This is a genomic window from Aeromicrobium sp. CF4.19, from assembly GCF_051262555.1.
Taxonomy (GTDB): domain Bacteria; phylum Actinomycetota; class Actinomycetes; order Propionibacteriales; family Nocardioidaceae; genus Aeromicrobium.
In genome coordinates this window covers 350,516-375,711 of sequence record NZ_JBIMEU010000003.1, presented here as the reverse complement: position 1 = coordinate 375,711, position 25,196 = coordinate 350,516, and the positions used below count along the sequence as shown (strand labels likewise).

The following is a 25,196-nucleotide window of genomic DNA, read 5'->3' as shown; positions in this document are numbered from 1 at the left end:
TCGCTCGCACGGCCGATTCGCAGAAACCTCACCACGGGTTCACCGACGAAGGACCGCCCCGGGCGGGTGCCCGGGGCGGTCCTGACGGTCACGGACCGTCTACCTCGACATCGGCGTCAGCCGTCGTACCCGAAGTCGCTGTAGTCGCCACCACCGGCATCGCCGCCGTAGGAGGAGTCGCCACCTTCGACGTCGGCCGTGTAGCCGCTACCGGCATCGGACTCGTAGCCGTAGCCACCGCCGCCGGAGCCGCCCGAGTCACCCTCGTAGAAGCCACCGTCCGACGAGGAGGCCGGAGCCGAGGACGACTGCGTCTCCGCAACAACCGGCTCCGGTGCCGGTGCCGGTGCCGGTGCCGGTGCCTCCACGACGGTGTTGCCGATGCCGCCCGTGTTGGAGCCGGTCTCGAAGTTGTCGCCGCCGATCGAGTCGTCGTCAACGTTCGTGGTGTCGCCGGCGGAGTTGTCATTGACGGTCGTCGTGTCACCGACGGAGTTGTCGTTGACCGTCGTGGTGCCCACGGCCGTCGCGGCGGGGTTGCTGTCGCCGCCGATCGAGTTGTCCTCCGACAGGTCGACCGCCAAGGTGCCGACGCTCACCGAGTTGTCCTCGTTCAGCGTCTCGCTGAGGGCGACGGTGCTGCTGGAGTCGTTGCCCGAGTTGCGGTTGTCGGCGTTTCCGATGCCGCCGTTGTTGCCGCCGGTCTCGAAGTTGTCGCCGCCGATGGAGTCGTCGTCGATGGAGTTGTCGGACTGGTCCCGGTTGTCGGAGTTGTCGTTGCCGGAGTCGTCGATGTCGACCTCGGTGTTGCCGGAGCCGACGTCGCCCACGGTGAGGGACTCATCGGTGTTGGTGGTGTTGCCGGAACCGAGAGCGACGTCGCCGACCTCGACCTCGGTGGAGTTGTCGTTGCCGGTGTTGCCGGCCTCGTTGTTGTTCCCACCGGTGATGTCACCGTTGATGTCGTTGGAGGAGTTGTCGTCGTTGGAGGAGCTGTCGTTGTTCGACCCGAGGTTGACGTCGCCGACCTCGATGTCGACGGAGTCGTCGACCTCGGAGTTGTCGGAGTTGTCGTTGCCGGTGTTGGGGGCCTCGTTGTTGTTGCCACCGGTGATGTCACCGTTGATGTCGTTGGAGGAGTTGTCGTTGCCGGAGTCGTCGATGTCGACGTCGGTGTTGCCGGAGTCGATGGTGACGTCTCCGACCTCGACCTCGGTGGAGTTGTCGTTGCCGGTGTTGGGGGCTTCGTTGTTGTTCCCACCGACGCTGTCACCCTGCTCGACGTTGTCGCCGCCGGTGATGTCGCCGTTGATGTCGTTGGAGCTGTTGTCGTTGCCGGAGTCGTCGATGTCGGTGTTGCCCGAGCCGATGTCACCGACCTCGACGTCGACGTCGACCGACTCGTCGTTGCCGAATCCACCTGAGTTGTCCTCGACGTCGATGCCGTCGTTGTCCTGGTTGTAGGAGTCCTCGATCTCGGTGTTGCCGGAGTCCTCGATGGAGTTGTCGGAGTTGTTGTTGCCGATGCCGCCGGTGTTGCCCAGCGGCTCGTAGTTGTCGCCGCCGACGAGGTCGCCGTCCTCGACGTTGTTCCCGCCGACGATGTCGCCGTTCTGGTTGCCGGTGTTCTCGTCGTTGTTCTGGTTGCCACCGACGTAGTTTCCGGTGTTGTCGTCGTTGTTCTGGTTCCCGCCGACCTGGGCAGCGTCGTCCTGGGCCACGTCGCCGCCGGCGTTGACCCCGCCGTCCTGGGCCACGTCATCGCCCGCGATCACGCCGTCGTCCTGGGCGACCGTCTGGTCGCCGCCGAGGGCCATGTTGCCGTCGCCGTTGTTCTGGATGGTGTCGCCACCCAGGGTCAGGGTGCCGTCGCCGTTGTTCTGGATGAGGTCTCGACCGGCGGCGTCGGCGAAGTCGGAGGCCACCACGTTGCCGTCACCGACGATCACCGGGTCCTCGGGGAGGAAGTCGCCGTTGACGGCGAGGCCGCCCTGGCCGGCGAAGGCCTGGCTCACGTCACCCTCGGCCCAGATGTTCTGCTTGAAGCCGTTGGCCTCGTAGCTGCCGATGGCGACGTTGTGGACGAGCTGCTGGATCATGTCGACGGGGTGACCGCCACCGCCACCACCACCGCCGGCACCGCCACCACCACCGCCGGAGACCATGACGGCACCCGGGGCGAAGTCGGCGATCAGGGGGGTCAGGGCGTCGACGTCGGCGCAGGAGATGTCGGACAGGCCGGCGGCGGCAAGAGCGCCCTCGCCGTCCGCGGCGAAGGCCTCGGCCTTGGCGCCGTCCCCGAAGAGGTCGAGGAGGAAGGTCAGCAGGTTGGTCTCCATGGGAGTACTCCTAGGTTCACGGTCTCGCCGAGTCTCGACGGGAACGACTTCACGCTAGGTCTGCCGGCCGACCCGGCCAACGGGGCGCAGCCCCCTGAATTCCCCGCGGTCCCGGGGCACGCGGAACCCTGCCGGGTCAGGGTGACTAGGGGATGGGGGAGGGGATCGAGTTTCCGCGGTTGTCCAGCGCGGGCGATGGTGCAGGGCTACCGTCGGATTCGACGATGCGGCCAGTGGGGAGCGGGACGCGCCATCGGGGGAGCACCAGCAGGTGCACCCCCCAAGGGATGGAGCGAGAATGATCGGGATCGATGTCGGTTCCACCACCGTGACGCTGAGCCATGAAGCCGGCGTCGAGAGCAGACCCCACCAAGCACCCCCCGAGCTCGTCTGCCGGGTCGGGGACGACGTCCCGTGCGTGCTGCTGAGCGAGAACGGCTTCGCCCTGCGGCAGGCGCACGAGGTGTTCGCCGGAGTGGTGGCCGACGCCGTGCGAGCCCATCGCTCCGGCGACGGCCGGGGCGGATCGACGGCTCCGGCCGCCGTGGCTGTCCCGGGCTGGTGGACGCCGAGAGCGCTCGGCTGGGTGGGAGGGGCGCTGGACGCCGCCGGCCTGGGGGACGTGCTCCTCATCAACGACGGCGAGGCAGGCGTCCTGGGCCACCGGGCCGCCGGGGGCAGCCTGCCCGACACCGTCGCGGTCGTCGACCTGGGCGCCGAGGTGGCGAGCGTGGTGATCGTGGAGCGGTGCACCGAGCGACCGTCGGCCGTTCCCAGCCCGGCGCTGGTCCACGTCGAGGGCGGGGACCGGCTGGACGGTGCCGTCCTCCACCACCTGGTGGGAGGCCTGGCCGACCTCGGTGTCGCCGTGGATCGCGAGGACCCCGAGACCGTCCTGGCGGCCCGCAAGGCACTCGACCAGTGCCGCGGCGTCCGTGAGGCGCTGTCCCTCGGCGCCGTGGAGTCCGTGCAGCCCGAGCTGCCAGGGGCCGACCGCCGGCTTCGTCTGGTGCGCAGCGAGCTGGAGGAGCTCGCCGCCCCCTGGGCGGAGTCCGTCATCCGGATGGTGGCCACCGCAGTCGACCAGTACCCGGGGCGCGTCGAGGGAGTGCTGCTCGTGGGCGGCCTCGCGGCCATGCCGCTGGTCAGTCAACGGCTCTCCGCCGACCTGGGCCTGGAGGTGGTGGTCGCGGACGCCCCGGTGGAGGTCGTGGCCCGCGGTGCCGCGACCCGCGCCGTGGCCCCGGTGCAGCCGACGCCCAGGAAGACCTGGCGTCGCAAGGCCCCGCAGGCGGCCCTGCCGGCCGGCCGACGACGAGAGCGTGGACGTCGGCGCAAGGACGGTGAGCACGAGCTGGTCACTCCGGCCCTCGCGGCACTGCCGGTCGGTGGGAGCGCGACCTCCGACACCGACGGTCCCGAGCGAGCCGGCGGCGATGGCGCGGCGGCCGGCCAGGAGAGCGTGATGGTGTCGCAGAGGCGGGTGGACGTCCCCGGCTCCCCTGCTGCGCTGCCAGCGGGCTCGCACATGGACGCCATGGTGGTTCCGGCCGACGTCTCGGCCGTCCAGATCGACGAACCAGGAAGCGATGTGCCGATCGCCGACCCGGCGGCGGCCATCGCCGGCGGACGATGACCACCGCGGTCGGAGGACAGGCCGTGACGGGTCGCGAGGCGGCCGAGCGCCGCCGCCTGCTGGTCCACGTCGCCGTGAGCAACCCGGCCAGCACGGCCGAGCTGGCGCACTGGCTGGGCCGTTCGGAGGAGGCCGTGCTCTGTGACGTCGATGCCTTGGTGGAGGCAGGGGCACTGCGGGTCCACGACGCGGTCCCACGGACCGTCGACACCGGGAGTGCCCTCGCGCAGGCAGCCCCCCAGGAGCTGCAGGAGATCCAGGACCGCGTCCTGAATGAGCTCGAGGGTGACACCGCCTCCGTGCGACCGGGGGTGCTGCGCTCGCTCGCCGAGTCGGGGTGCCGTGACCCCCGGCTCCTGTCGTTGCTCCTGCGCGCCGTCAACGAGGCCCCGGGTGGGTCGGTGCTGCACACGTCGCTGGCCGACGTCGGCCGTGCCCTCGGCCATGACGACGAGGCCCTGCTCCTGCTCCGGGCCGAGGTCGCGGCCTCCTGCGGGCACAGTGACGTCGTGCTCTCGATCACCGACGACCTGCTCGGGACGTCGTCGACGCGTTCGGTCACGCGGCGCGCTGCCCTGCTCGCGGCGTCCGTCCACGCACAGTGCGACCGTCTCGAGCGGGCCGGGGCGCTGTACCGGCACGTGGGGCCGGACCACATCGGTGACGCCGGGGCCTGGGCCGTGATGACGAGCATCGGCCTCGGTGACGTCTCCGGCGCGCGCGCGTGGCGCGAGGCGATGGGGACGGACGACCCGACCAACTACGCTGCCGGGCTGGCAGACCTGGCCGACGGGCTGCTCCTGAGCGTCGAGGGCTCCGGAGAGGAGTCGCTGGACCTGCTGGCGCGCTCCGCGTCGGCCCTCGCGCCCTCCGGTGCGGCGGCGCTCATGCCGGACACCCCCGCGGCGCTGGCATCGATCGTCGCGATCAGTCGCGGCGAGCCGGCCGCGGCCGACGTGGTCCTCGACCGCGCCCTGCACGCGGGACTCGGCGGCGAGCCCGGCCGCCGGCGACACCTTCTGCTCTCGGCATGGACGCTCATGGTCCGGGGTCACCTCGACGAGGCGGAGTCGCGCATCGAGTCCGTCGGCTCCGAGGCGGACCTCTCCGAGCGCGACACCCTGCTGCTGATGGGACTGCGAGCCGGGATCGCCCGCCGCCGCAGCGACCTGCCGGCGACGAGCGCGGCCTGGCGGGAGATCCGAGGCCACATCCTCGGGCTGCGCGTCGACCTGTTCGACCTGCTGCCGCTCAGCGAGATGGTGGTCGTCGCGGCGCGGCTGGGCGACGGGGAGCGGGTGCGACCGATGCTGCGCAGCGCGATGGAGCTGCTGGATCGGCTCGGGCATCCGCCCACCTGGACCGCGACGCTGCACTGGTCCGGCGTCCAGGCGGCCTTCCTGGCCCAGAGTCCTGCCGCCCTGGTGCCGCACGCGGAAGCCCTGGTGAAGGCAGCCGACGTCAGCACCTACGCGGCGGCGCTGGCCAAGGCCGGCCAGACCTGGCTGCAGATCCTGCGCAACGAGGCGGACATGGACTCGGTGGAGGAGGCGGTCACGGCTCTCGCGGAGGTCGGTCACGTCTGGGACGCGTCACGTCTCGCCGGTCAGGCCGCCGCCCGAGGCCGCGACAGGGAGGCGTCGCTCTCGCTGATGCACCTCGCGCGACGGGTGGAGGCGGGCGACAGCCGGCGCCGGGTGCGCGAGGCCGCGGACTCCTCCGTGCTCACCGACCGCGAGCTGGACGTTGCCCGCCTCGTGCTGGCCGGGCACGGCTACCGAGCGATCGGCGAGCGGCTCTTCATCTCGCCCAAGACCGTGGAGCACCACGTGGCGCGCATGCGCCGTCGTCTCGGGGCCTCGAGCCGGGGCGAGCTGCTGACGATGCTGCGCGAGGTCGTTGAACAGATCGACACCGGGTCCTGACCCTCAGCCGAGCTCGCGGTCGAGGTTGATGGCCGCGCTGATGAGGGCGAGATGGGTGAACGCCTGCGGGAAGTTGCCGAGCTGCTCTCCGGTGGCGCCGATCTGCTCGGCGTACAGGCCGAGGTGGTTGGCGTAGGTGAACATCTTCTCCAGTGCCACCTCGGCATCGTGGTGTCGACCGACGCGCGTCAACGCCTCGACGTACCAGAACGAGCACAGCGAGAACGTGCCCTCCTCGCCGTCCAGCCCGTCGGAGGCCTTCTCGGGGTCGTAGCGGAAGACGAGGCTGTCGGCGACGAGCCGGTGCTCGATCGCCTCGAGCGTGGAGACGAAGCGTGGATCGGCCGGGGAGCAGAACTTGACCATCGGCATCAGCAGGACACCGGCGTCGAGCGCCTCACCGTCCTCCTCCTGGGTGAAGGCCTGCAGCTCGGGGTTCCACGAGCGCTCCATGATGCGCGCGTGGACCTCGTCGCGCACCGACGACCAGTGACCCACGTCGCCCGGCAGCCCACGCTGGCGGGCCATGCGGATCATCCGCTCGATGGCGACCCACACCATGAGGCGTGAGGTCGTGTGGGCGCGGGTGCCGCTGCGGATCTCCCACATGCCGGCGTCCGGGTCGTCCCAGTGCTCCAGGAGCCAGTCCAGCACCCGCCGCAGGTCCTCCCAGGCGTCGTGGCTGATGCCGGCGCCGTACTTGTTGAACAGGTAGACGGAGTCGATCAGCTCGCCGTAGATGTCCAGCTGGAGCTGGCCGACGGCCGCGTTGCCGACGCGCACCGGCGTGGAGTCGAGATGTCCGCGCAGGTGCGTCAGCTCGATCTCCTCCTCCGGCGTGCCCCCGTCGATGTCGTACAGGACGCGCAGGGGACCGAGCTCGCCGTCGCGGTCGTCGCCGAGGCGCTCGGAGAGCCACCGCACGAAGGCGTTGGCCTCCTCGGTGAAGCCCAGTCGGAGCAGGGCGTACAACGTGAAGGCGGCGTCGCGGACCCAGACGTAGCGGTAGTCCCAGTTGCGCTCGCCACCGACCTCCTCGGGCAGGCTCGTGGTGGGGGCGGCGACCACGGCCCCGCTCGGCTCGTGGGTGAGCAGCTTGAGCGTGATGGCCGACCGGTTGACGCTCTCGCGCCAGCGGCCGCGGTACGACGACTGCGAGAGCCAGCCTCGCCAGAACCTCGACGTCTGGTCGAAGAGCGTCGCGGTGTCCTCGCCGCACGCCGTGAGGGGGGCGTCGGGGCCCAGCGTCTCGAGCACGAACAGGGCCGACTCCCCGCTGGAGAGCTCGGCGGTGGCCGTGACGTCGTCGCCCTCGACGGTGAGATCGACCGTCGCCGTGAGGCCGAGCCGCAGGTCGTCGGCGGAGATGACCACACCGTCCTCCTGCTCCTCGACCTCCGGGGTCGCCCGGGCGTAGTCCGGTCGAGCGGCGACGCGGGTCTGCACGCTCGCGCGACCCCTCACGACCTGGACGCGGCGCACCAGCCGCGGCCGGTGATCGGCGTCGGCCGCCTTCACGATCGGCATGAAGTCGTGCACCTCGACCACGCCCGTGGCCGTCAGGAAGCGCGTCGCGAGGATGGCCGTGTCGGGGAAGTAGAACTGCTGCGTCCGGACGGTCCCCTCCACCTCGATGCGCCACGCTCCGCCGATGTCCGGGTCCAGCAGCGTCGCGAAGACACTCGGGGAGTCGAACCGGCCGGGGCAGTACCAGTCGATGGTCCCGTCGGTGCCGACGACCGCGGCGGTGCGCAGGTCGCCGATGAGACCGTGGTCGGCGATGGGCTGCGAGCGCGCGTCGGCCTCAGGCATCGGTGCCCTCGTCGGGCAGTCGCCAACCCCGTGGGCCGGCGAGCTCGAGCGCCTCCTGCGGTCCCCACGAGCCCCGCGGGTAGCGGCGCACCGGTGGCGGCGACTCCAGCACCGGTGCCACGACCTGCCAGAGCCGGTCGACCTCGTCGGAGCGTGTGAAGAGCGTCTGGTCGCCCCGCATCACGTCGAGCAGGAGCCGCTCGTAGGCCTCGAGCGGGACGTCGCCCTCGGCATCCTCGGCGAGGTCCAGGTGCAGGCTGGAGGTGGTGAGCTCCATCGTCGGTCCCGGACGCTTGGCCTGCAGGTCGACGCTCATCCGCGGTGAGTCGGTGAGCTCGAGCACGAGCTCGTCGGGCTCGACCGGCTCATCCCCGAACCGTCCGGTGGGCGGGGTCCGGAAGGTGAGCGTGATGGTGCGGCGGGTGCCTCCCAGGGCCTTGCCGGTCCGGAGCAGGAACGGGACGTCCTGCCAGCGCTCGGTGTCGATGAAGACCTCCAGGGCCACGAACGTCTCCACCGCGGAGTCGTCGGCGACGTCGTCCTCCTCGGTGTAGCCCTCGTACTGGCCGAAGACCACACGCTCGGGGTCCAGCGGTCGCATCGCCGTGAAGACCTTGGACTTCTCGTTGCGCAGGCTCGTCGCGTCGAGCCGGACCGGCGGCTCCATCGCCACGAACCCGAGAACCTGGCACAGGTGCGTGGAGATCATGTCGCGCAGGCAGCCGGTGGCCTCGTAGAAGCTCCCGCGTCCGGCGACGTCCAGCTCCTCCGGCACGTCGATCTGCACGGAGACGAGGTGGTCACGGTTCCAGGCGGGCTCCACCAGCTGGTTGGCGAAGCGCAGCGCGACGATGTTCTGGACCGCCTCCTTGCCGAGGAAGTGGTCGATGCGGAAGACGTGGTCCTCGTCCGTGACGTCCTTGAGCGTCGCATCGAGCGACCGGGAGGAGTCCAGGTCGCTGCCGAACGGCTTCTCGATGACGATGCGTGCGCCGTCGGCCAGGCCGGTGTCGCCGAGCATGCCGATCATCGGCTCCATGGCAGCTGGGGGGACGGAGAGGTAGAGCAGGCGGCGGACGGCGTCACCGAGTCCGGCCTCGGCGCGCTGCACGGCATCGGCGAGGTCGGTGCCGTCCTCGGCGTCGGAGGTCTGGAAGCTCACGCGGGAGACGACGTCGTCGAGCAGGTCCGGGTCGATCTCGTCCACGACGTCCTCGAGGCCCGCCCTGACCCGGTCGCGGAACTCGTCGTCGGTGCCTGGCGAATGCCGTCCCGAGCCGATGATGGCGTAGTCCTGCGGCATGCGCCCCGCTGCCGCGAGCCGGTAGAGCCCGGGGAGCAGCTTGCGCCGTGCCAGGTCCCCGGTGGCCCCGAAGAGGACGAAGACGTGTGGGGGGAGGGGCTCGTGCTCGAACATGCGGCTCCTGATGGCGGTCGGGACGGGGCGCGTCGACCAGCGTAGGTCCGCACATCGGGAACCGCTCGCCGCTGACGTCCGCGATCCTCGACTGATCTGCGACAGGGGTGATGGTGGTACCTGCCCGACCGCCCCGTCGGCGAAGCGTGGCTCTCGGACCGGCGCGGCCATGGTGCACCGGCGCGAGATCGGTGCTTGAGTGGGATCCGTGAGCACGAACGATCCCGGCCCCGAGACCCCGCCGCGCCGCGAGCCCGACCCGGCTCCCGGCCGTGAGCCCGCTGCGGCGCCCCGCCGTGCCTCCGGCTTCGACGACTCCGGCCACGTCAAGGGCAGCCGCAGCAGCGCGCTGTACCTCGGCCTCATCGTCGCGGCGATCCTGTCGATCCTGATCCTGATCTTCATCATCCAGAACTCCGACGACGTCATGATCCAGCTGTTCGGCTGGGAGGCGTCGCTGCCCACCGGCGTCGCGATCCTGCTCGCTGCCGTCGTCGGCATCCTGATCGTGGCGATCCCGGGGTCCATCCGCATCCTGCAGCTGCGCCGCGCGCTCACCAGGAACGAGAAGCGCCGCTCGGAGTGACGTGGGTTCCCCCGCGGTCGAGGTCGAGGTCGACGACCCCACGTGGGGGTCCGGAGAGCCGCGCCTGGTCCGGGTGACCAACCCCGACCGCGTCTACTTCCCGGAGCGGGGCTGGACCAAGCTCGACCTCGTCGAGTACTACCTCGCCGTGGGCCCGGCGCTGGTGAACGCGCTGCACGGACGGCCCTGCATGCTGCACCGCTTCCCCAAGGGCCTGGCCGGCCCCAAGGTGCACCAGAAGCGTGTCCCGGCCGGTGCCCCGCCGTGGATCGAGACCGTCCGGGTGCACTTCCCACGCTACGACCGCACCGCCGACGAGCTCTGCGTCACCGAGGTCGCCCACGTCATCTGGGCGGTGCAGATGTCGACCGTCGAGCTCCACCCGTGGAACAGCCGTCGAGACGACGTCGAGAAGCCCGACGAGTGGCGCATCGACCTCGACCCCGGTCCCGAGTGCGACTTCGCGACGGTGCAGCGCGTCGCCGGGGTCGTGCACGAGGTCCTCGACGAGCTCGGGGCGACCGGTTTTCCCAAGACGTCCGGGGGAAGCGGCCTGCACGTCTACGTCCGCATCCCGCCCGACCACGGGTTCGCCGACGTGCGCAGGGCGGCGCTCGCCTTCGCGCGCGAGGTGGAGCGACGCTCCCCCGCGGACGTGACCACCGCGTGGTGGCGCAAGGACCGTGATCCGGCCCAGCTCTTCGTCGACTACAACCAGAACGCCCGCGACCACACCATCGCCGCGGCGTACTCCGTGCGGGGGTTCCCCGACGGCCGGGTCTCGACCCCGGTGCGCTGGGAGGAGGTCGACGACCTGGACCCACGCGACTTCACGCTCGAGACGGTGCCCGCGCGGCTGGCGGAGCTCGGCGACCTGCACGCCGGGATCGACGACGCGGTCTTCGACCCGGCTGTGCTGCTGGAGTGGGCCGACCGCGACGACCTCGAGGTCCCGCCCGTGCAGTGACGGGGACGGGTTGTGGCTGTCGTCACAAGAAGGTCTAGGCTGCCGGGCATGGATGCCCTCCACGCAGCCGTTGCCATCATCCTCGCGATCGTGCTGATCATCCGGTTCAAGGTCGACCCGGTGATCTCGCTGATCGTCTCCTCGCTCTACCTCGGCCTTGCGGCGGGCGTCGGACTGACCGAGACCGTGGAGGCCATCACCGGTGGCTTCGGCGACATCATGGCCGAGGTCGGGCTGCTGATCGGGTTCGGCGTCCTCATCGGCTCCCTGCTGCAGGCCACCGGGACCTTCGCCGACGTGGTGGCGCTGATCGCCCGCCGGGTGGGCCGACGGCTGCCGTATGCGATGTCTGCCGCACTGGCCATGATCTTCCCGTCGATCTACGTCGACGTGCAGGTGGTCCTGGCCTCGCCGATGGCCCGGCAGGCGGCCCCGGTGGTGGATCGACGGCACGGCCTGCCCTGGCTCGCCGGCGCGATCGGCATCGGCATCTTCTCCGGCTACGTGTTCGTGGTGCCCGGCCTGGCGGCGATCTCGGTCGTGGGCCTGCTGGACGTCTCCCTGGGCCGCTACCTCGTGCTCGGTGCACCCATCGGTCTGGCCACCGCGCTGATCACCACGCTGCTGTTCCGCCTCATGCTCAAGGCCGGCCTGTGGAACGCGGCCAAGGACGTCGATCCTGACGAGGTCGAGCACCCCGACCACGCCCGCCACGAGGCCCACCTGGCGGCCGGCGAGGCTCGTGCGGCGGGGACCTCGGGGGGTGCGAGCGGTGCCGCGTCGACCGATCCCGACGAGGAGGTCGACGCGGTCCCCGAGCGGGCACGCCGGCTGCCGCTGATCGTGCGCCTCGCCCCCATCCTGGTCCCGCTGGTGCTGATCGCCACCGGCGCCTTCACGGATCTGGCCGGTGACGTGCCGGCCGTGATCGCCTTCCTCGGCGACGCCAACATCGCCCTCTTCATCGGCCTGCTGATCGCCTTCGGCCTGTGCCGGGGCACCCTGGGGACCGACTCGACCGGTGACGCCCTCTCCTCCGGGTTCCGCACGACCGGCGAGATCCTGCTCATCACCGGTATCGGCGGCTCGCTCGGCGCGGTGATCGGGGCGACCGGCCTCGAGACCACCCTGGCGGACCTCTTCACGGCCACACCCGGGACGGCCGTGGCCGTCACGGTCCTGCTGGCCTGGGCCATCGCAGCGGTCCTGCACTTCGCGATCGGCTCGGTCTCGGTGGGCGCCATCGCCGCGGCCGGCGTGATCGCCCCGGTCGTCGGCTCGACGGGCGTCGACCCCGTCGTCGTGGGGCTCGCCATCGCCTCGGGCGCGATGTTCGCCCTGCACGTCAACAGCAACTTCTTCTGGATGTTCAAGAGCCTGCTGGGCCTGTCCACCCAGGGCGCCCTGAAGACGCTGACGCTGGCCACGTCGCTCGGTGCCCTGGTCTCGCTGCCGATGGTGCTCGTGCTGGGCTTCGTGGTCTGAGGCGCGCGGGCCAGCCGCCCCACCGGCCCCCTGATTCCCATGTCCACATGGGAATCAGCACAGCTGCACGGAGATCTTTCGTCTGCACGGGTTGCTTCCCGTGCAGATCGAGGAAACTCGTGCAGCTGACGCACGGTGAGGACTCACTCCGGGCTCTCGAGGTCGTCGAGGGTCTTGTCCGGGCGCAGGCCGCGCCAGACCGGGTGGCGCAGGTGCCCTGAGCCGGTCCACTCCCCGTACGCCACCTCGCCGATGAGTCGCGGCGTCACCCACCGCGCCTGCCTGGCGACGTCGGCCGGCGTCTCGACGGGGGAGGTCTTGCGCTCGATCCGCGCGAGTCGCGCGCCGAGGTCGTCGAGCACCTTCGCGGTGAAGCCCGTCCCGACCCGCCCGGCGTAGACGAGCTCGCCGTCGGGGCCGGGGACGGCGACCAGGAGCGACCCGATGCCACCCGCGCGCCCACCCTGCCCGGGACGCCATCCCACGACGACCACCTCGGCCATGCGTGAGTGCTTGAGCTTGCGCCAGACCTGGGTGCGCTTCCCCGTCCGGTAACGGCTGCCGAGCTTCTTGGCGACCACGCCCTCGAGCCTGAGCTCACGGCTGGAGGCCATCGCCTCGTCCAGGGAGCCGTCGAAGGCCTCCGGCACCTCGACGACGTCGCCGCCGAGATCCAGCGAGCGCAGCAGCTCGCGGCGCTGCTCGTAGGGCAAGTTCGCCGTGCCGGTGCCCGCCACCCGCAGCACGTCGAAGGCCATCAGGCGCACCGGCACCCGACGGCGAGCGGCACGCACCTCGCCGGGCTTGGTCAGTCCCATCCTCTCCTGGAGCAAGGAGAACGAGGGCGCCCCGGAGCCGTCGAGCGCGACGACCTCGCCGTCGAGCACCGTGTCCTCGAGGTGGAGCCCGGCCAGCTCCTCGACCACCTCGGGGTAGGTCTGCGTGGTCTCGCGTCCGCTGCGACCGTAGAGGGTGACGTCGGCGTCGTCGCAGATCGCCACGACGCGCACGCCGTCCCACTTCATCTCAAAGGCCCACCGCGACGCGTCGTCGAGGTCCAGGGCGGTGCCGGCGGTGGCGAGCATCGGGGCGATGCTGGGCGGCTTCTCGCGGCGGCTCGGCTCCGGGCCGGTCCGGGCCGGCTCCGCGGTGTCCGGTTCTGCGGGCAGCGACTCATCGGGCAGCTCCATCCGGTGGATCAGCCAGCTCTCCCCGGTCCGGATGAGGGCGAACTTCGCCGTGCCACCCAGCCCCCCGTCGGCCCGGCCCGTCAGCGTCGCGATCACCTCGTCGTCGCGCCACTTCTCGGCGACGTAGGTGCCGCTGTCCCAGATCGTCACCTCGCCGGCACCGTACTCACCCCGCGGGATGCTGCCCTCGAAGGTGCCGTACTCCAGCGGGTGGTCCTCGGTGGGCACGGCGAGGTGGTTCTTCCGCGGGTCGGTGGGCGGACCCTTGGGCAGGGCCCAGGAGACCAGGACGCCGTCGCGCTCGAGCCGGAAGTCCCAGTGCAACCGGCTGGCGTGGTGCTCCTGGATGACGAAGATCCGGTCCTCACCTGTCTTGGGTGCCGCCTGGGGCACCGGCTCGGGCGTCTTGGTGCCGTCACGCTTGGAGCGGTACAGGGTGAGCTGGTCCACCGCCGGTGCCTCGGCGTCGGCAGCGTCGGCGCCGATGGAGGCCATCGGGTCCCCGAGCTCGGCGACGCGGACCAGCACCTCCGCCATCGTCAGCTGGCGCAGGTCGGGGTCGTCCAGCTCCTCCCACGTGCGGGGCACGGCGACGGTCGGCTGGTCGCGCCCGCGCAGCGAGTACGGCGCGATCGTGGTCTTGTTCGCGTTGTTCTGGCTCCAGTCGGCCAACACCTTCCCGGCGCGTTCGCTCTTCCTCTGCGTGCTGACGACGAGGTCGGGCAGCTCGCCCTCCAGCGCCTGGGCGAACTGCTTGGCGAAGGCGTTGACGTACTCGGCGTCACGGTCGCCCGGCAGCCCGGCGTACAGGTGCAGGCCCTTGCTGCCGCTGGTCACGGGAAAGGCCTCCAGGCCCAGGCCCTCCAGCAGCTCGCGGGCGGCGTGCGCCACCTCGACACACTCGGGCAGGCCGGCGCCCGGCCCCGGGTCGAGGTCGAGCACGAAGCGGTCCGGTGGCAGGTGCTCGCCGCGGGACCCGACCCGCCACTGCGGCACGTGGATCTCCAGCGCCGCCACCTGGCCGAGCCAGGCCAGCGTCGCGACCGAGTCGATCACGACGTAGCTGGTCCGACGGCTCTTGTGCTGCAGCGAGGCGCGACGCAGCCACGACGGGGCGGAGTCGGGCAGGTTCTTCTCGAAGAACACCTCGCCGCCGACCCCCTCCACCCAGCGCTTGCGCGTGGCGGCCCGGTCCCGGACGTGCGGCAGGAGGTACGGCGCCACCTGGACGTAGTAGGAGATCACCTCGGCCTTGGTCGTGCCCGTCTCCGGGTACATCACCTTGTCCGGGTTGGTGAGGCGCAGGCGGTGGCCGTCGATCGTCACCGTCTCGCCCGACGAGCGGGCCACCGGTCAGGCCTTCTTGCGGGCCTTCGCGCCCCCCGAGGACCCCGTCCCGGACCGCTTCTTCTTGCTGCGCTCGACGCTGCGCTGCAGCGCCTCCATGAGGTCGACGACCTCGGCCTTCTCCCCGTCGTCGTCCTTCTCGCCGAAGGTGGCCGACGTGTCGAGGGTGTCGCCCTGCTCGAGCTTGGCCTCCACGAGCGTGCGCAGCTGCTCCTGGTAGTCGTCGGTGAATGCGGACGGGTCGAACTCACCCGCCAGGGAGTCGACGAGCTGCGAGGCCATCTCACGCTCCTTGGCACTGATCCGCGGGACCTTGTCCAGGACGTCGAACTCGGCCTCGCGGATCTCGTCGTCCCACAGCATCGTCTGCAGCAGCAACGTCTTGTCGCGCACCCGCAGCACGGCGAGGCGGGTCTTCTGGCGCAGCGCGAAGCGGACGACGGCGCTGCGGTCGCTGTCCTCCAGCGCCCGGCGCAGCAGCGTGTACGGCTTCAGCGCGGCACCCTCGGGCTCGAGGTAGTAGGCCTTGTCCAGCCGGATCGGGTCGATCTGCTTGGCGGGGACGAACTCGACGACCTCGATCTCCTTGTCGTGCTCGGCGGGCAGCGAGGCAAGCTCCTCCGAGGTCAGCACGACGGTGCTCGAGCCGTCGTCGTAGGCCTTGGTGATGTCCTCGAAGGCCACGACCTCGCCGCACACCTCGCACTTGCGCTGGTAGCGGATCCGGCCGCCGTCGCTGGAGTGCACCTGGTGCAACGAGACGTCGTGGCTCTGCGTGGCGCTGTAGACGCGCACCGGCACGTTGACCAGGCCGAAGCTGATCGAGCCCTTCCAGATGGTCCGCATGGCCTCAGTGTTCCTCACTGGAACAGAACGCGCCACGACTACGGCCGACGACCCTGGGCGCCCCGGAACGTCCAGGGCCCCCGCCGCGGTGCGACGGGGGCCCTGACGTGTGGCCGCTCCGGGCCAGGCCGAGTCTCAGGCCTTGGGCTTGGGCTCGCCGGTCGGCTTCTCCTCAGCGGTCCCGTTGGGCCCGGCCGCCGGCGGTGCCGCCTTCGGGGTGGCTGCGGTGGGCCGGGGCGTCGGAGCCGGGGCCGGAGCGGGGTAGCTGGGCGGCGGCGGGGGCGGCGTCTGCTTGCCCCGCAGGACGGCGACGGCCGCGCCGGCCGCACCGACCAGGAGACCGAGACCGACGATCTTGCGCAGGCGGCGCTTCTTGGGCTTGACCTTCTCGGGCAGGCGCTCCTGCACGCGGCCGGGCAGCTTGTCGTAGGTCTCGTCCGTGAGCTCGGGAACGCGGTCGAGGAGGTCGTCGCGCACGTCGGGCCAGCGGTCCTTGACCTCGTGGACACCGTTCTCGAGTCGGGTGGCGAGCGCGTCGCGGACCTCGGGCGCGCGGTCCGCAAGCTGCTTGCGGATCTCGTCGGCCTGGCCCAGGAAACCGTCGAGACGCTCCTCGAGCTGATCGCGGGCGGTCTTCTTCTTCCTCAGTGGCATGGTGTGGCTCCCTCGCAGATGGCGTCGGTGTCGTCCGATCCCGACCCTACCGAGTGTGCCGCCGCGCGCACGCTGGGGCACTGCTCAGGAGCGATCGTGCTCGGACGCGTCGTGCCCGGACTCCTCGTGCTCAGGAGCCGCGGGCTCCACCACCAGGGCCGTCAGGCACAGGATGACGCAGACCGGGATCCCGAAGAGCAGCAGGAACGCCGGCAGTGGGGCCGAGGACTCCACCAGGGAGGTCCGCACGAGGACGATCGCGAGCACCTGACCCGCGGCGACCAGTCCTGCCGCAGTCACCAGCACCCGCCCCAGCTGTTCCTCGTGGCGTCGACGTCGCACGGCGAGGAGTGCCACGGCAGCGGGGCAGCCCAGTCGCACGGCTTGACCGACGAGGTCGCCACCCAGCTGGGGAGCCAGCAGCGCGACGGCGCTGAGGCCCGCCATGAGGACCAGCTGCATCGTCCGCGTCATCGTCGTCACCGTGTGTTCGTCACCGGACGGGGCTGGGAGCCTCGGCGGACGCAGGGGAGTCGAGCATGCCGCGACGATCGGCCGCGCGCTCGAACACGACGGTCGCGAAGGGCGGGATGGCGCAGGCCAGGGCGACGAGGCCGGCCTTCGGGCTCCAGCGGAAGTGCACCCAGGCGACGATGGTCACGACCCCGTACGCCATGAAGGCGACGCCGTGCACCATGCCCGCATAGGGCACGCCGCCCTCGATGCCGGTGTGCGGATCGTCCTGGACGATCCACTTGAAGAACATCGCGACGAGCAGGGCCGCCCAGGTCACGGCCTCCAGGAGGGCCACGGTGCGGAAGGCGTTTCTCACGACCTCACGGTAGCGAGGTCACGCAACCGAAACACCGGTGTGGTGGTATGTGGGCCATGGCCTTCCTGCTCCGTGTCGAGCTGCCGGACGTGCCCGGCTCGCTGGGCGCCCTGGCGTCGGCGCTCGGCTCCGCCGGGGCGGACATCGAGGCGATCGAGATCGTCGAGCACCGTGCTGACGGCGTCGCCGTCGACGACGTCCTGCTCGAGCTCCCCTCCCACGTCATGCCGGACGCGCTCATCACGGCGTGCCACGAGCTGGAGGGCATCCGCGTCCACTGGATCTCGCGCTACAACGCCGGGGCGAACCTGCGCCTGGACCTGGAGGCCGTCGAGGCGTTCGCCGCCGAGCCCGACCATGCCGTCGAGCGCCTCGTCGACGTCCTGCCCGAGACGTTCCGCGTCGACTGGGCGATCGCCCTGGACCGGATCGACGGCGTACCGACGACCCGGCACCGGACCCGCAGCGCGCCCGACCTGCCGCCGGAGGCGACCACCTGGCTGGACCTGCCGAGCCCGCAGACGCTGGACCCGCTGCCGGACTGGGACTCCACGGTCATCGCGGGGACGCAGGCCAAGGACGGTGACGGACACGTCTTCGCCGTGGTCGTGGCCCGTCATGGCGGTCCGGACTTCCTGGCCTCCGAGCTCGCGCGGCTCGGCCACATCGTCGCCCTGGCGGCGTCCGTCCAGACCTGAGCGCTCGCCCTACACCTGGGGATCGGGGGCGGGCTTGGCGTCGGTGAGTGGCACGTGGGCGTGCTGGAACCGGCCGAGCGCGGCCACCTCCTGCTCCAGGCTCGGCACGTACTTCCTGGCCTGACGTCGCATGACCCACCACGCGAGCGGCGAGTGCGTGAAGGCCTTCAGGACGTTGGCGAGCACGACGCCGCGCGGCACGTAGACCCGGCCCCGTCGCTTGGCCAGCCCGGCGACGATCGCGTCGACGCAGTCCTCCAGCGTCGTGGTCGCGTTGGCCGGGTAGGGCAGCTTGCCCCGGATGACGGCGAACGTGGGGAGGTCGGCCTCGGCGCCGCGCACGATGTCCGTGTCGATCCAGGACGGGTGGCACACGCCGACGTCGATGCCCAGGTGCGCCACCTCCTGCTTGGTGGCCAGGGCCAACGACTCGGCACCGGCCTTGCTGGCGTTGTAGGACGCGAGACCGGCGAGGGTCGTGAACGAGGCCAGGGACGCGACCACGAGTGCGTAGCCCTTGGTCCGCTCCAGGTGCGGGATGGTCGCGTGGAGGGTGCGAAAGACGCCGTTGACGTTGATGTCGACGACGCGCGAGAAGGAGGCGTCGTCGATCTGGCGGACTGTCCCGTAGGAGGCGATGCCGGCGTTGGCGAGGACGTGGTCGATCCGGCCGAAGTGCGTGGCTGCGGCGTCGACCGCGGCCGTGACCTGGGCGCCGTCCCGGACGTCGGCGATCCACCACGAGGCGGCCGCCCCGAGCTCGTCGCTCAGGGCCTCCAGCAGGTCCGGCTCCAGGCCGAGCAGTGCGACGCGGCCGCCGCGGGCGACGTACGTCCGTGCGACCCCGGCCCCGATCCCGCGTGCCGCCCCCGTGATGAGCAGGACCTGTCCGTCGAAGCGTTGCGTCATGACGACAACATACCGTCGGTATCCGAGATGTCGAGGAGTCGTCCCCTCGCACGGGTGGAACGCCGACCGAATGCACGGCTCCTCCACGTCCGAGGCCTCGCGGCGCGGCACCTAGGATCTGGACATGGACCAGCAGACCCTGTTCAACTTCGGCCTCGTGCTCGTCTTCGTGCTGGTGGGCGGTGTCTTCGCCGCGACGGAGCTGGCGCTGGTGTCCCTGCGCGAGAGCCAGCTGTCCCGGATGGAGCAGCAGAGCACCCGGGGCGCTCGCGTCGCCGCCGTGGCGCGCAACCCCAACCGCTTCCTGGCGGCCGTGCAGATCGGCGTCACGGTGGCCGGCTTCCTCTCCGCGGCCTACGGAGCCTCCACGCTCGCCCCCGACTTCGTCCCGCTGCTGGTCGACCTCGGCCTGGCGGAGGCCCTGGCCACCAACGTGTCCCTCGTCGGGCTCACGCTGTTCATCGCCTACCTCTCGCTGGTCCTCGGCGAGCTCGTCCCCAAGCGGTTCGCGCTGCAGAAGTCGGCGCAGGTCTCGATCGTCGTCGGCCCTCCGCTGGACCGGTTCGCGAACCTGATGCGTCCGGTCATCTGGCTGCTGTCGATCTCCACGAACGCCGTCGTGCGGCTGCTCGGAGGAGACCCGTCCGCCAAGAGCGAGGAGATGAGCGAGGAGGAGCTGCGCGACCTCGTGACCGGGCACGAGGCGCTGGGCGAGGACGAGCGACAGTTCGTCAACGACATGTTCGTGGCGTCGCAGCGCTCGGTGAAGGAGGTCATGCAGCACCGTGGCGACATCGTCTACCTCCAGGCGGGTACCTCCGTCCGGGAGGCGCTCGGTCTCGTCAGCACCGAGCCGTACTCCCGCTACCCCATCGCCGACGGCGGGCCGGACCAGATCACCGGCTTCGTCCACCTGCGTGACCTGCACGCCGCCTCGCCGACCGCCGAGGTCGACGACGTCGCCCGGTCCATCGTCCTGCTCCCGTCGACCAACCAGCTCTTCCCGGCCATCACGTCGATGCGACGCGAGGGCACGCACATCGCGCTCGTGGTGGACGAGTACGGCGGCACCGACGGGATCGTGACGTTGGAGGACCTCGTGGAGGAGCTCGTGGGGGAGATCCGCGACGAGTACGACTCCGAGGCCGAGGACCGTGACCCGACGGGCGTCGAGCGCAGCGTCGGAGGCCGGCTCAACATCGAGGACTTCGCCGAGGCGACGGGGGTCGAGGTGCCGGACGGCCCGTACGAGACCATCGCCGGGTACATGGTGGCCCAGCTCGGCCGGCTCCCGGCCGTCGGCGACGAGGTCTTCAGCGACGAGGCGCTGCTCGTGGTCGAAGAGGTCGACGGTCATCGCATCGCCACCGTCGGCGTCGTCCCCCTCGCCAGGCCGGACGAGCCCGAGCCCGAATCGTCAGGCACTCCCCCCGGGTGACGCCGGCCCGGCACCGTCACCCGGCCTGGGCGCCTCGGCTGGTGTCGGGGTAGCCGAGCTTGGCCACGGTGAGCAGCACGGCGGAGTCCTCGAGCGCCTCGAGGGCGTGCCGAGCGTCCGGGACGGTGATCAGGTCGCCGGGGGAGCCCTCCTCGTGGACGTCCGCGCAGGTGAGGCGGACGCGCCCGTGCAGCACGTGCACGGTGGCCTCGCCGGGGTTCTCGTGCTCGTTCAACCCACGGCCGGCGACGAGGGCGATGACGGTCTGGCGGAGCACCTTCTCGTGCCCGCCGTGCACCGTGTGTGCGCTGCGCCCGCTGGAGGTCTGCCGCGCGGTCTCCAGCTCCTCGAGCGCCAGTGTGGTCAGCGACGACTTCTCCATGGACTCACCTTCCGGGGGCCGTGCCACGTGACGTGGGGACTGAGCTTCGTGCCACCGTACGTGCGACGGTGTCCGCGCCACCATGTCCGGGGCCGAGTGGCCGAGCGGACGGCACTCTCGTCAGGCGGCAGCGTCCTCGGGCCGCTCCACCGAGTGAGACGCAGATCTCACAGGGTGGCCGGTCCGCAAGTGAGGGGATAACGTTCGCCACCATGAGCACCGAGTCGCACACAGCGCCGGGTGCGGACACCGCGGAGCTTCCCGCCGTGACTCCTCCGACCGGCGCGCGCATCGGCGTCGTCCGGGAGTCGCAGCCGGGTGAGTCCAGAGTCGCCGCCACCCCCCAGACGGTCACCAAGCTGATCGCGTTGGGCTACCGCGTCGACGTGGAGCAGGGCGCCGGCGAGGCGGCCAGCTTCACCGACGACGCCTACACCGGCGCCGGGGCAGGTGTCGTGCTGCGCGAGCAGGGCTGGGGCGCGGACGTGGTCCTGAAGGTCAACGCGCCCAGCACCGAGGAGATCGGACTGCTCTCACCGGGCGCCGTGCTGGTGGGACTGCTCAACCCCGGACTGAACCCGGACCTGGTGCAGGAGCTGACCGGCCACCCGATCACCGTGCTCGCGATGGATGCTGTTCCCCGCATCTCGCGAGCACAGTCGCTCGACGTCCTGAGCTCGATGGCCAACATCGCCGGCTACCGGGCCGTCGTGGAGGCCGCGCACGCCTTCGGTCGCTTCTTCACCGGGCAGGTCACGGCCGCCGGCAAGGTTCCGCCGGCGACGGTCCTGGTGGCCGGTGCCGGCGTGGCCGGGCTCGCGGCCATCGGTGCCGCCTCCAGCCTCGGCGCGGTCGTCCGGGCCATGGACCCCCGTCCGGAGGTCGCCGACCAGGTCGCCTCGATCGGCGGCGCGTACCTGCCCGTCGACGTCGTCTCGGAGATGGGCAGCGACGGCTACGCCAAGGAGACGTCGGAGGCGTACAACGCCCGGGCGGCGGAGATCTACTCCGAGCAGGCCGCCGAGGTCGACATCGTCATCACCACCGCCCTCATCCCCGGTCGTCCGGCGCCCCGGCTGCTCACCGCGGCCGACGTGGCGTCGATGAAGGCCGGCAGCGTCGTGGTGGACATGGCCGCCGCCCAGGGCGGGAACGTCGAGGGATCCGTCCCGGGCGAGGCGATCGTCACCGACAACGGCGTCACGATCATCGGCTACACCGATCTCGCCGGTCGGCTGCCCACCCAGGCCTCCCAGCTGTACGGCACGAACCTGGTCAACCTGCTCAAGCTGCTGACGCCGGGCAAGGACGGCCAGGTCGTCCTGGACCTTGACGACGTCGTGCAGCGCTCGATCACCGTCGTCCACGACGGCGAGTCGATGTGGCCGCCGCCGCCCGTGAGCGTGTCGGCCGCGCCGCCGCCCGCGCCACCTGCCGCCGCTGCAGAGACGGAGCCGTCCCGGCCCAAGCTCACCCAGCGCGGCAAGTACGGGATCATCGCGGCGGGCATCGCCGTACTGTTCCTCATCACGGCGTTCGCCCCGGCGCCGCTGCCCGAGCACTTCTTCGTGCTCACGCTGTCGATCGTCATCGGCTACTACGTCATCGGCAAGGTGCACCACGCTCTGCACACGCCACTGATGTCGGTGACGAACGCGATCTCGGGCATCATCATCGTCGGCGCCCTCCTGCAGGTCGGCACCGAGACCCTCACCGTCCAGATCCTTGCGTTCGTGGCCATCCTCATCGCGAGCATCAACGTCTTCGGCGGATTCGCCGTCACCCGTCGGATGCTCGCCATGTTCTCCACAGACACCATCTCGAAGGGCTGAGCGCATGAGTGTTACCGCTGCCGCGAACGCGGCTTACATCGTCGCTGCCCTGCTGTTCATCATGAGCCTGGCGGGACTGTCCAAGCACGAGTCGGCACGCTCCGGCGTCGTGTACGGCATCGCCGGCATGGTGACCGCGCTCGTCGCGACCGTCGTGGTGGCCGTCCAGGACGCGCCGGCCACCGGCATCGTCCTGCTGTTCGGTGCGATGGTCATCGGCGCCTCCATCGGGCTGTGGCGGGCCCGGGTCGTGGAGATGACCGGCATCCCCGAGCTCATCGCCCTCCTGCACAGCTTCGTCGGACTCGCCGCCGTGCTGGTGGGCTGGAACGGCTACCTGGAGCACGAGCCGTACGCGACCCTCTCCCTGGAGCGCATCCACCACGGCGAGGTGTTCGTCGGGGTCTTCATCGGCGCGGTGACGTTCACCGGGTCGATCGTGGCCTTCCTCAAGCTGTCCGCGCGGATCAAGTCCGCCCCGCTGGTGCTGCCCGGGAAGAACTACCTGAACCTCGGCGCACTGGTGGCCTTCTTCCTGCTGACCGTGCTCTTCATCGCCGACCCGAACATCTGGCTGCTGGTGCTGGTCACGGCCGTCGCGCTGGCCCTCGGCTGGCACCTCGTGGCCTCGATCGGCGGCGGCGACATGCCCGTCGTCGTCTCGATGCTCAACAGCTACTCGGGCTGGGCCGCGGCCGCCGCGGGCTTCCTGCTGAGCAACAACCTGCTCATCGTCGTCGGCGCGCTCGTGGGCTCCTCCGGTGCCTACCTGTCCTACATCATGTGCCAGGCCATGAACCGCTCGTTCATCTCCGTCATCGCCGGCGGGTTCGGCATCGAGGCGGCAGCCGGTGACGAGACCGAGTACGGCGAGCACCGCGAGGTGGACGCCGAGGGTGTGGCCGAGCTGCTCGCCAACGCCTCGTCGGTGGTCATCACGCCCGGCTACGGCATGGCCGTGGCCCAGGCGCAGTACCCGGTGGCCGACCTCGTCCGCCGACTGCGTGAGCGTGGGGTCGACGTGCGGTTCGGCATCCACCCCGTCGCCGGTCGCCTGCCGGGTCACATGAACGTGCTGCTGGCCGAGGCCAAGGTGCCCTACGACATCGTGCTCGAGCTGGACGAGATCAACGACGACTTCGCCGACACGTCCGTCGTGCTCGTCATCGGGGCCAACGACACGGTGAACCCCTCCGCCGCGGAGGACCCGAGCAGTCCGATCGCCGGGATGCCCGTCCTGCACGTGTGGGAGTCCTCCGACGTCATCGTGTTCAAGCGCTCCATGGCCGCGGGCTACGCGGGCGTGCAGAACCCGCTGTTCTTCCGCGAGAACACCCAGATGCTCTTCGGGGACGCCAAGCAGCGGGTCGAGGACATCCTCCGGGCCCTCTGACCGCTGACGAGAGATCTCAGCGGGTGGCCGCGGCCCGGCCCGCTCGCCAGGAGATGATCGCCGCGACGAGGGCCAGGCTGAGCACGGCGAGGGCCGCGAGCAGCGCAGCGCGGAGGCCGTCGTCTCCCTCGCCGGAGGCCACGACGTGGTAGATCGTGGCGAGCATCGCCGCACCGAGGGCCGAGCCGATGCGCTGGCCCGTCTGCAGCGCCCCACCCGCGGCGCCACCCATGCGGGGCGGAACCTCGTCGAGCGTGAGGGTGAAGTTCGGCGAGACGACGGCGCCGCCACCCAGCCCGGCCAGCAGCAGGCACGGGGCGACCGCCCACCAGAGGGTGTCGGCGTCCCGGCCAGGCGCCACGAGCGCGACGAGACCGATGCCCGTCATGGTCACGACGAGCGCGATCACGGTCATCGGGCGGCCGATCCTGCTGACCAGCCGCCCGGCCAGCGGCGAGGTGACGGCCGCGCCGAGGGCGAAGGGGGTGAGCATGAGGCCGGTCTGCAGCGCCGAGAGCCCGCGGCCTTCCTGCAGCCACACCGACGCCGTCAGGAAGACCCCGGTGAAGCCGGTGAAGTACAGCGTCCCGACCACGAGCCCACCGCTGTACCCGGGCACGCTGCGCAGGAGCTCCACGTCCAGCAGCGGGGCGAGGCCGCGCCTTCGGATGCGGTGCTCCCACACGGCGAAGGCCCACCCGAAGGCCGGCACCCCGACGAGCAGCACGAGCGGCCACCGGGCGCCGGACTCCAGACTGACGAGGGGGTAGAGCAGGCAGAGGACGGCCAGCCCCAGCAGCAGGGCGCCCGGCACGTCGATGTGCTCGCGCTGCCGTTCGCCCGGATCAGTGCCCGGGACCATCCGTGCGACCGCGACCATCGCGACCGCCGCGATGGGCACGTTCACCAGGAAGATCAGCCGCCAACCGAGCTCGGGTCCCGTCACTCCGATGATGAGGCCGCCGAGCAGCGGTCCGGCGGCGGACGCGATGGAGACGGTCAGACCGAAGAAGCCGAACGCCTTGCCGCGCTCGGGCCCGCGGAACAGCTGCTGGATGAGCCCGGTGCTCTGCGGCGTGAGGAACCCGGCCGATGCGCCCTGGACCAGTCGGGCCACGACCACCAGCTCGGCGTTCGGCGCGAGGCCGGCGGCGGCGCTGGAGACCGCGAACCCGGTCAGGCCGACGAGCATCAGCCGTCGACGTCCGTACGCGTCGCCGAGGCGGCCGCCGGCCACCAGCGTCAGGCCGAAGGTCAGCGCATAGCCGGAGACGACCCACTGGACGGTGCCGGCGGACGTGTCCAGGCCGGCCCGGATCGAGGGGATCGCGACGTTGACGATCGTGACGTCGAGCAGGGACATGAAGCCCACGACGAGGGTGACGGCGAGGATGCGCCAACGGCGCGGGTCGGGAGCGTCGACGGCCTCGGGGTGGGCGGACCCGTGAGGCGCCGGGTCGATCGACTCGTGGTGCACCTGCTCAGCCTGCCGGACGGCGCCCGGGACG

20 protein-coding genes are annotated in these 25,196 nt (G+C 71.1%); 9 read left to right on the top strand and 11 right to left on the bottom strand.

The window, feature by feature from the left end; all coding sequences use genetic code 11:
• Positions 1-116 precede the first annotated feature (116 nt).
• On the bottom strand, positions 117-2,339 hold the full coding sequence (locus ACHAAC_RS09525; protein ID WP_435715891.1) for an IniB N-terminal domain-containing protein: 2,223 nt from the start codon (positions 2,337-2,339) through the stop codon (positions 117-119).
• A gap of 298 nt (positions 2,340-2,637) precedes the next feature.
• On the opposite strand from ACHAAC_RS09525, the gene ACHAAC_RS09520 reads away from it, so the two are divergent.
• Positions 2,638-3,975: an Hsp70 family protein gene (locus ACHAAC_RS09520; RefSeq protein ID WP_435715890.1), complete on the top strand. Its 1,338-nt coding sequence runs from the start codon at positions 2,638-2,640 to the stop codon at positions 3,973-3,975.
• Positions 3,976-3,998: 23 nt separating this feature from the next.
• Positions 3,999-5,900, top strand: coding sequence for a LuxR C-terminal-related transcriptional regulator (locus ACHAAC_RS09515; RefSeq protein ID WP_435715889.1), 1,902 nt, complete (start codon positions 3,999-4,001; stop codon positions 5,898-5,900).
• Positions 5,901-5,903: 3 nt separating this feature from the next.
• On the opposite strand, the gene ACHAAC_RS09510 is transcribed toward ACHAAC_RS09515, so the two are convergent.
• Both ACHAAC_RS09510 and zwf read right to left on the bottom strand, forming a co-directional pair.
• On the bottom strand, positions 5,904-7,712 hold the full coding sequence (locus ACHAAC_RS09510; RefSeq protein WP_435715888.1) for a glycoside hydrolase family 15 protein: 1,809 nt from the start codon (positions 7,710-7,712) through the stop codon (positions 5,904-5,906).
• Entirely contained in the window at positions 7,705-9,129 is a 1,425-nt protein-coding gene (gene zwf / locus ACHAAC_RS09505) for a glucose-6-phosphate dehydrogenase (RefSeq protein WP_435715887.1), read from the bottom strand. Before zwf ends, ACHAAC_RS09510 begins: the two co-directional genes overlap by 8 nt.
• Before the next feature lie 208 nt (positions 9,130-9,337).
• On the opposite strand from zwf, the gene ACHAAC_RS09500 reads away from it, so the two are divergent.
• Genes ACHAAC_RS09500 through ACHAAC_RS09490 form a run of 3 tightly spaced genes read left to right on the top strand, consistent with a single transcriptional unit; the run spans position 9,338 to position 12,167 of the window.
• Positions 9,338-9,715, top strand: a complete 378-nt coding sequence (locus tag ACHAAC_RS09500) for a LapA family protein (protein WP_435715886.1) — start codon at positions 9,338-9,340, stop codon at positions 9,713-9,715.
• 1 nt (position 9,716) lies between these two features.
• A complete protein-coding gene (ligD, locus tag ACHAAC_RS09495; protein WP_435715885.1) occupies positions 9,717-10,682 on the top strand; it encodes a non-homologous end-joining DNA ligase in 966 nt (321 codons plus the stop codon).
• 48 nt (positions 10,683-10,730) lie between these two features.
• The gene (locus ACHAAC_RS09490; RefSeq protein WP_435715884.1) at positions 10,731-12,167 is read left to right on the top strand and encodes a GntP family permease; all 1,437 of its coding nucleotides are present in this window, start codon (positions 10,731-10,733) and stop codon (positions 12,165-12,167) included.
• 143 nt (positions 12,168-12,310) lie between these two features.
• Here ACHAAC_RS09490 and ACHAAC_RS09485 read toward each other — a convergent pair whose 3' ends face one another.
• The 5 genes from ACHAAC_RS09485 to ACHAAC_RS09465 all read right to left on the bottom strand — a co-directional run bounded on the left by ACHAAC_RS09485 (position 12,311) and on the right by ACHAAC_RS09465 (position 17,036).
• Complete coding sequence (locus ACHAAC_RS09485) at positions 12,311-14,707, bottom strand: ATP-dependent DNA ligase (RefSeq protein ID WP_435715883.1); 2,397 nt, start codon at positions 14,705-14,707, stop codon at positions 12,311-12,313.
• A gap of 3 nt (positions 14,708-14,710) precedes the next feature.
• Positions 14,711-15,550, bottom strand: coding sequence for a Ku protein (locus ACHAAC_RS09480; RefSeq protein ID WP_435715882.1), 840 nt, complete (start codon positions 15,548-15,550; stop codon positions 14,711-14,713).
• Between the two features lie 135 nt (positions 15,551-15,685).
• Entirely contained in the window at positions 15,686-16,204 is a 519-nt protein-coding gene (locus ACHAAC_RS09475; RefSeq protein ID WP_435715881.1) for a hypothetical protein, read from the bottom strand.
• A gap of 84 nt (positions 16,205-16,288) precedes the next feature.
• Complete coding sequence (locus ACHAAC_RS09470) at positions 16,289-16,678, bottom strand: hypothetical protein (RefSeq protein ID WP_435715880.1); 390 nt, start codon at positions 16,676-16,678, stop codon at positions 16,289-16,291.
• 19 nt (positions 16,679-16,697) lie between these two features.
• Positions 16,698-17,036, bottom strand: coding sequence for a DUF3817 domain-containing protein (locus tag ACHAAC_RS09465; protein WP_435715879.1), 339 nt, complete (start codon positions 17,034-17,036; stop codon positions 16,698-16,700).
• 56 nt (positions 17,037-17,092) lie between these two features.
• Between ACHAAC_RS09465 and ACHAAC_RS09460 the strand changes: the two genes are divergently transcribed.
• Positions 17,093-17,734 carry an ACT domain-containing protein gene (locus ACHAAC_RS09460; RefSeq protein WP_435715878.1) on the top strand — a complete coding sequence of 214 codons (642 nt, stop codon included), beginning with the start codon at positions 17,093-17,095 and terminating at the stop codon, positions 17,732-17,734.
• A gap of 9 nt (positions 17,735-17,743) precedes the next feature.
• Here ACHAAC_RS09460 and ACHAAC_RS09455 read toward each other — a convergent pair whose 3' ends face one another.
• Entirely contained in the window at positions 17,744-18,643 is a 900-nt protein-coding gene (locus ACHAAC_RS09455) for an SDR family oxidoreductase (protein WP_435715877.1), read from the bottom strand.
• A gap of 124 nt (positions 18,644-18,767) precedes the next feature.
• Here ACHAAC_RS09455 and ACHAAC_RS09450 point away from each other — a divergent pair, with 124 nt between their 5' ends.
• Positions 18,768-20,081, top strand: coding sequence for a hemolysin family protein (locus ACHAAC_RS09450; RefSeq protein ID WP_435715876.1), 1,314 nt, complete (start codon positions 18,768-18,770; stop codon positions 20,079-20,081).
• A gap of 16 nt (positions 20,082-20,097) precedes the next feature.
• Here the strand turns inward: ACHAAC_RS09450 and ACHAAC_RS09445 are convergent, their stop codons facing one another.
• Complete coding sequence (locus ACHAAC_RS09445) at positions 20,098-20,463, bottom strand: cupin domain-containing protein (protein WP_435715875.1); 366 nt, start codon at positions 20,461-20,463, stop codon at positions 20,098-20,100.
• A 212-nt stretch (positions 20,464-20,675) separates the two neighbouring features.
• On the opposite strand from ACHAAC_RS09445, the gene ACHAAC_RS09440 reads away from it, so the two are divergent.
• Positions 20,676-22,295 carry a Re/Si-specific NAD(P)(+) transhydrogenase subunit alpha gene (locus ACHAAC_RS09440; protein WP_435715874.1) on the top strand — a complete coding sequence of 540 codons (1,620 nt, stop codon included), beginning with the start codon at positions 20,676-20,678 and terminating at the stop codon, positions 22,293-22,295.
• 4 nt (positions 22,296-22,299) lie between these two features.
• Entirely contained in the window at positions 22,300-23,688 is a 1,389-nt protein-coding gene (gene pntB / locus ACHAAC_RS09435; protein WP_435715873.1) for a Re/Si-specific NAD(P)(+) transhydrogenase subunit beta, read from the top strand.
• 16 nt (positions 23,689-23,704) lie between these two features.
• Here the strand turns inward: pntB and ACHAAC_RS09430 are convergent, their stop codons facing one another.
• Entirely contained in the window at positions 23,705-25,165 is a 1,461-nt protein-coding gene (locus ACHAAC_RS09430; RefSeq protein ID WP_435715872.1) for an MFS transporter, read from the bottom strand.
• Positions 25,166-25,196 lie beyond the last annotated feature (31 nt).

Excerpts from the sequence above, each read along its gene's own strand:
- ACHAAC_RS09520 (WP_435715890.1), top strand. The coding sequence starts at position 2,638 with ATGATCGGGATCGATGTCGGTTCCACCACCGTGACGCTGAGCCATGAA.
- ACHAAC_RS09455 (WP_435715877.1), bottom strand. The coding sequence starts at position 18,643 with ATGACGCAACGCTTCGACGGACAGGTCCTGCTCATCACGGGGGCGGCA.
- zwf (WP_435715887.1), bottom strand. The coding sequence starts at position 9,129 with ATGTTCGAGCACGAGCCCCTCCCCCCACACGTCTTCGTCCTCTTCGGG.
- ACHAAC_RS09470 (WP_435715880.1), bottom strand. The coding sequence starts at position 16,678 with ATGACGCGGACGATGCAGCTGGTCCTCATGGCGGGCCTCAGCGCCGTC.
- ACHAAC_RS09475 (WP_435715881.1), bottom strand. The coding sequence starts at position 16,204 with ATGCCACTGAGGAAGAAGAAGACCGCCCGCGATCAGCTCGAGGAGCGT.
- ACHAAC_RS09460 (WP_435715878.1), top strand. The coding sequence starts at position 17,093 with ATGGCCTTCCTGCTCCGTGTCGAGCTGCCGGACGTGCCCGGCTCGCTG.
- ACHAAC_RS09440 (WP_435715874.1), top strand. The coding sequence starts at position 20,676 with ATGAGCACCGAGTCGCACACAGCGCCGGGTGCGGACACCGCGGAGCTT.
- ACHAAC_RS09525 (WP_435715891.1), bottom strand. The coding sequence starts at position 2,339 with ATGGAGACCAACCTGCTGACCTTCCTCCTCGACCTCTTCGGGGACGGC.
- ACHAAC_RS09450 (WP_435715876.1), top strand. The coding sequence starts at position 18,768 with ATGGACCAGCAGACCCTGTTCAACTTCGGCCTCGTGCTCGTCTTCGTG.
- ACHAAC_RS09445 (WP_435715875.1), bottom strand. The coding sequence starts at position 20,463 with ATGGAGAAGTCGTCGCTGACCACACTGGCGCTCGAGGAGCTGGAGACC.
- ACHAAC_RS09510 (WP_435715888.1), bottom strand. The coding sequence starts at position 7,712 with ATGCCTGAGGCCGACGCGCGCTCGCAGCCCATCGCCGACCACGGTCTC.
- pntB (WP_435715873.1), top strand. The coding sequence starts at position 22,300 with ATGAGTGTTACCGCTGCCGCGAACGCGGCTTACATCGTCGCTGCCCTG.
- ACHAAC_RS09480 (WP_435715882.1), bottom strand. The coding sequence starts at position 15,550 with ATGCGGACCATCTGGAAGGGCTCGATCAGCTTCGGCCTGGTCAACGTG.
- ACHAAC_RS09490 (WP_435715884.1), top strand. The coding sequence starts at position 10,731 with ATGGATGCCCTCCACGCAGCCGTTGCCATCATCCTCGCGATCGTGCTG.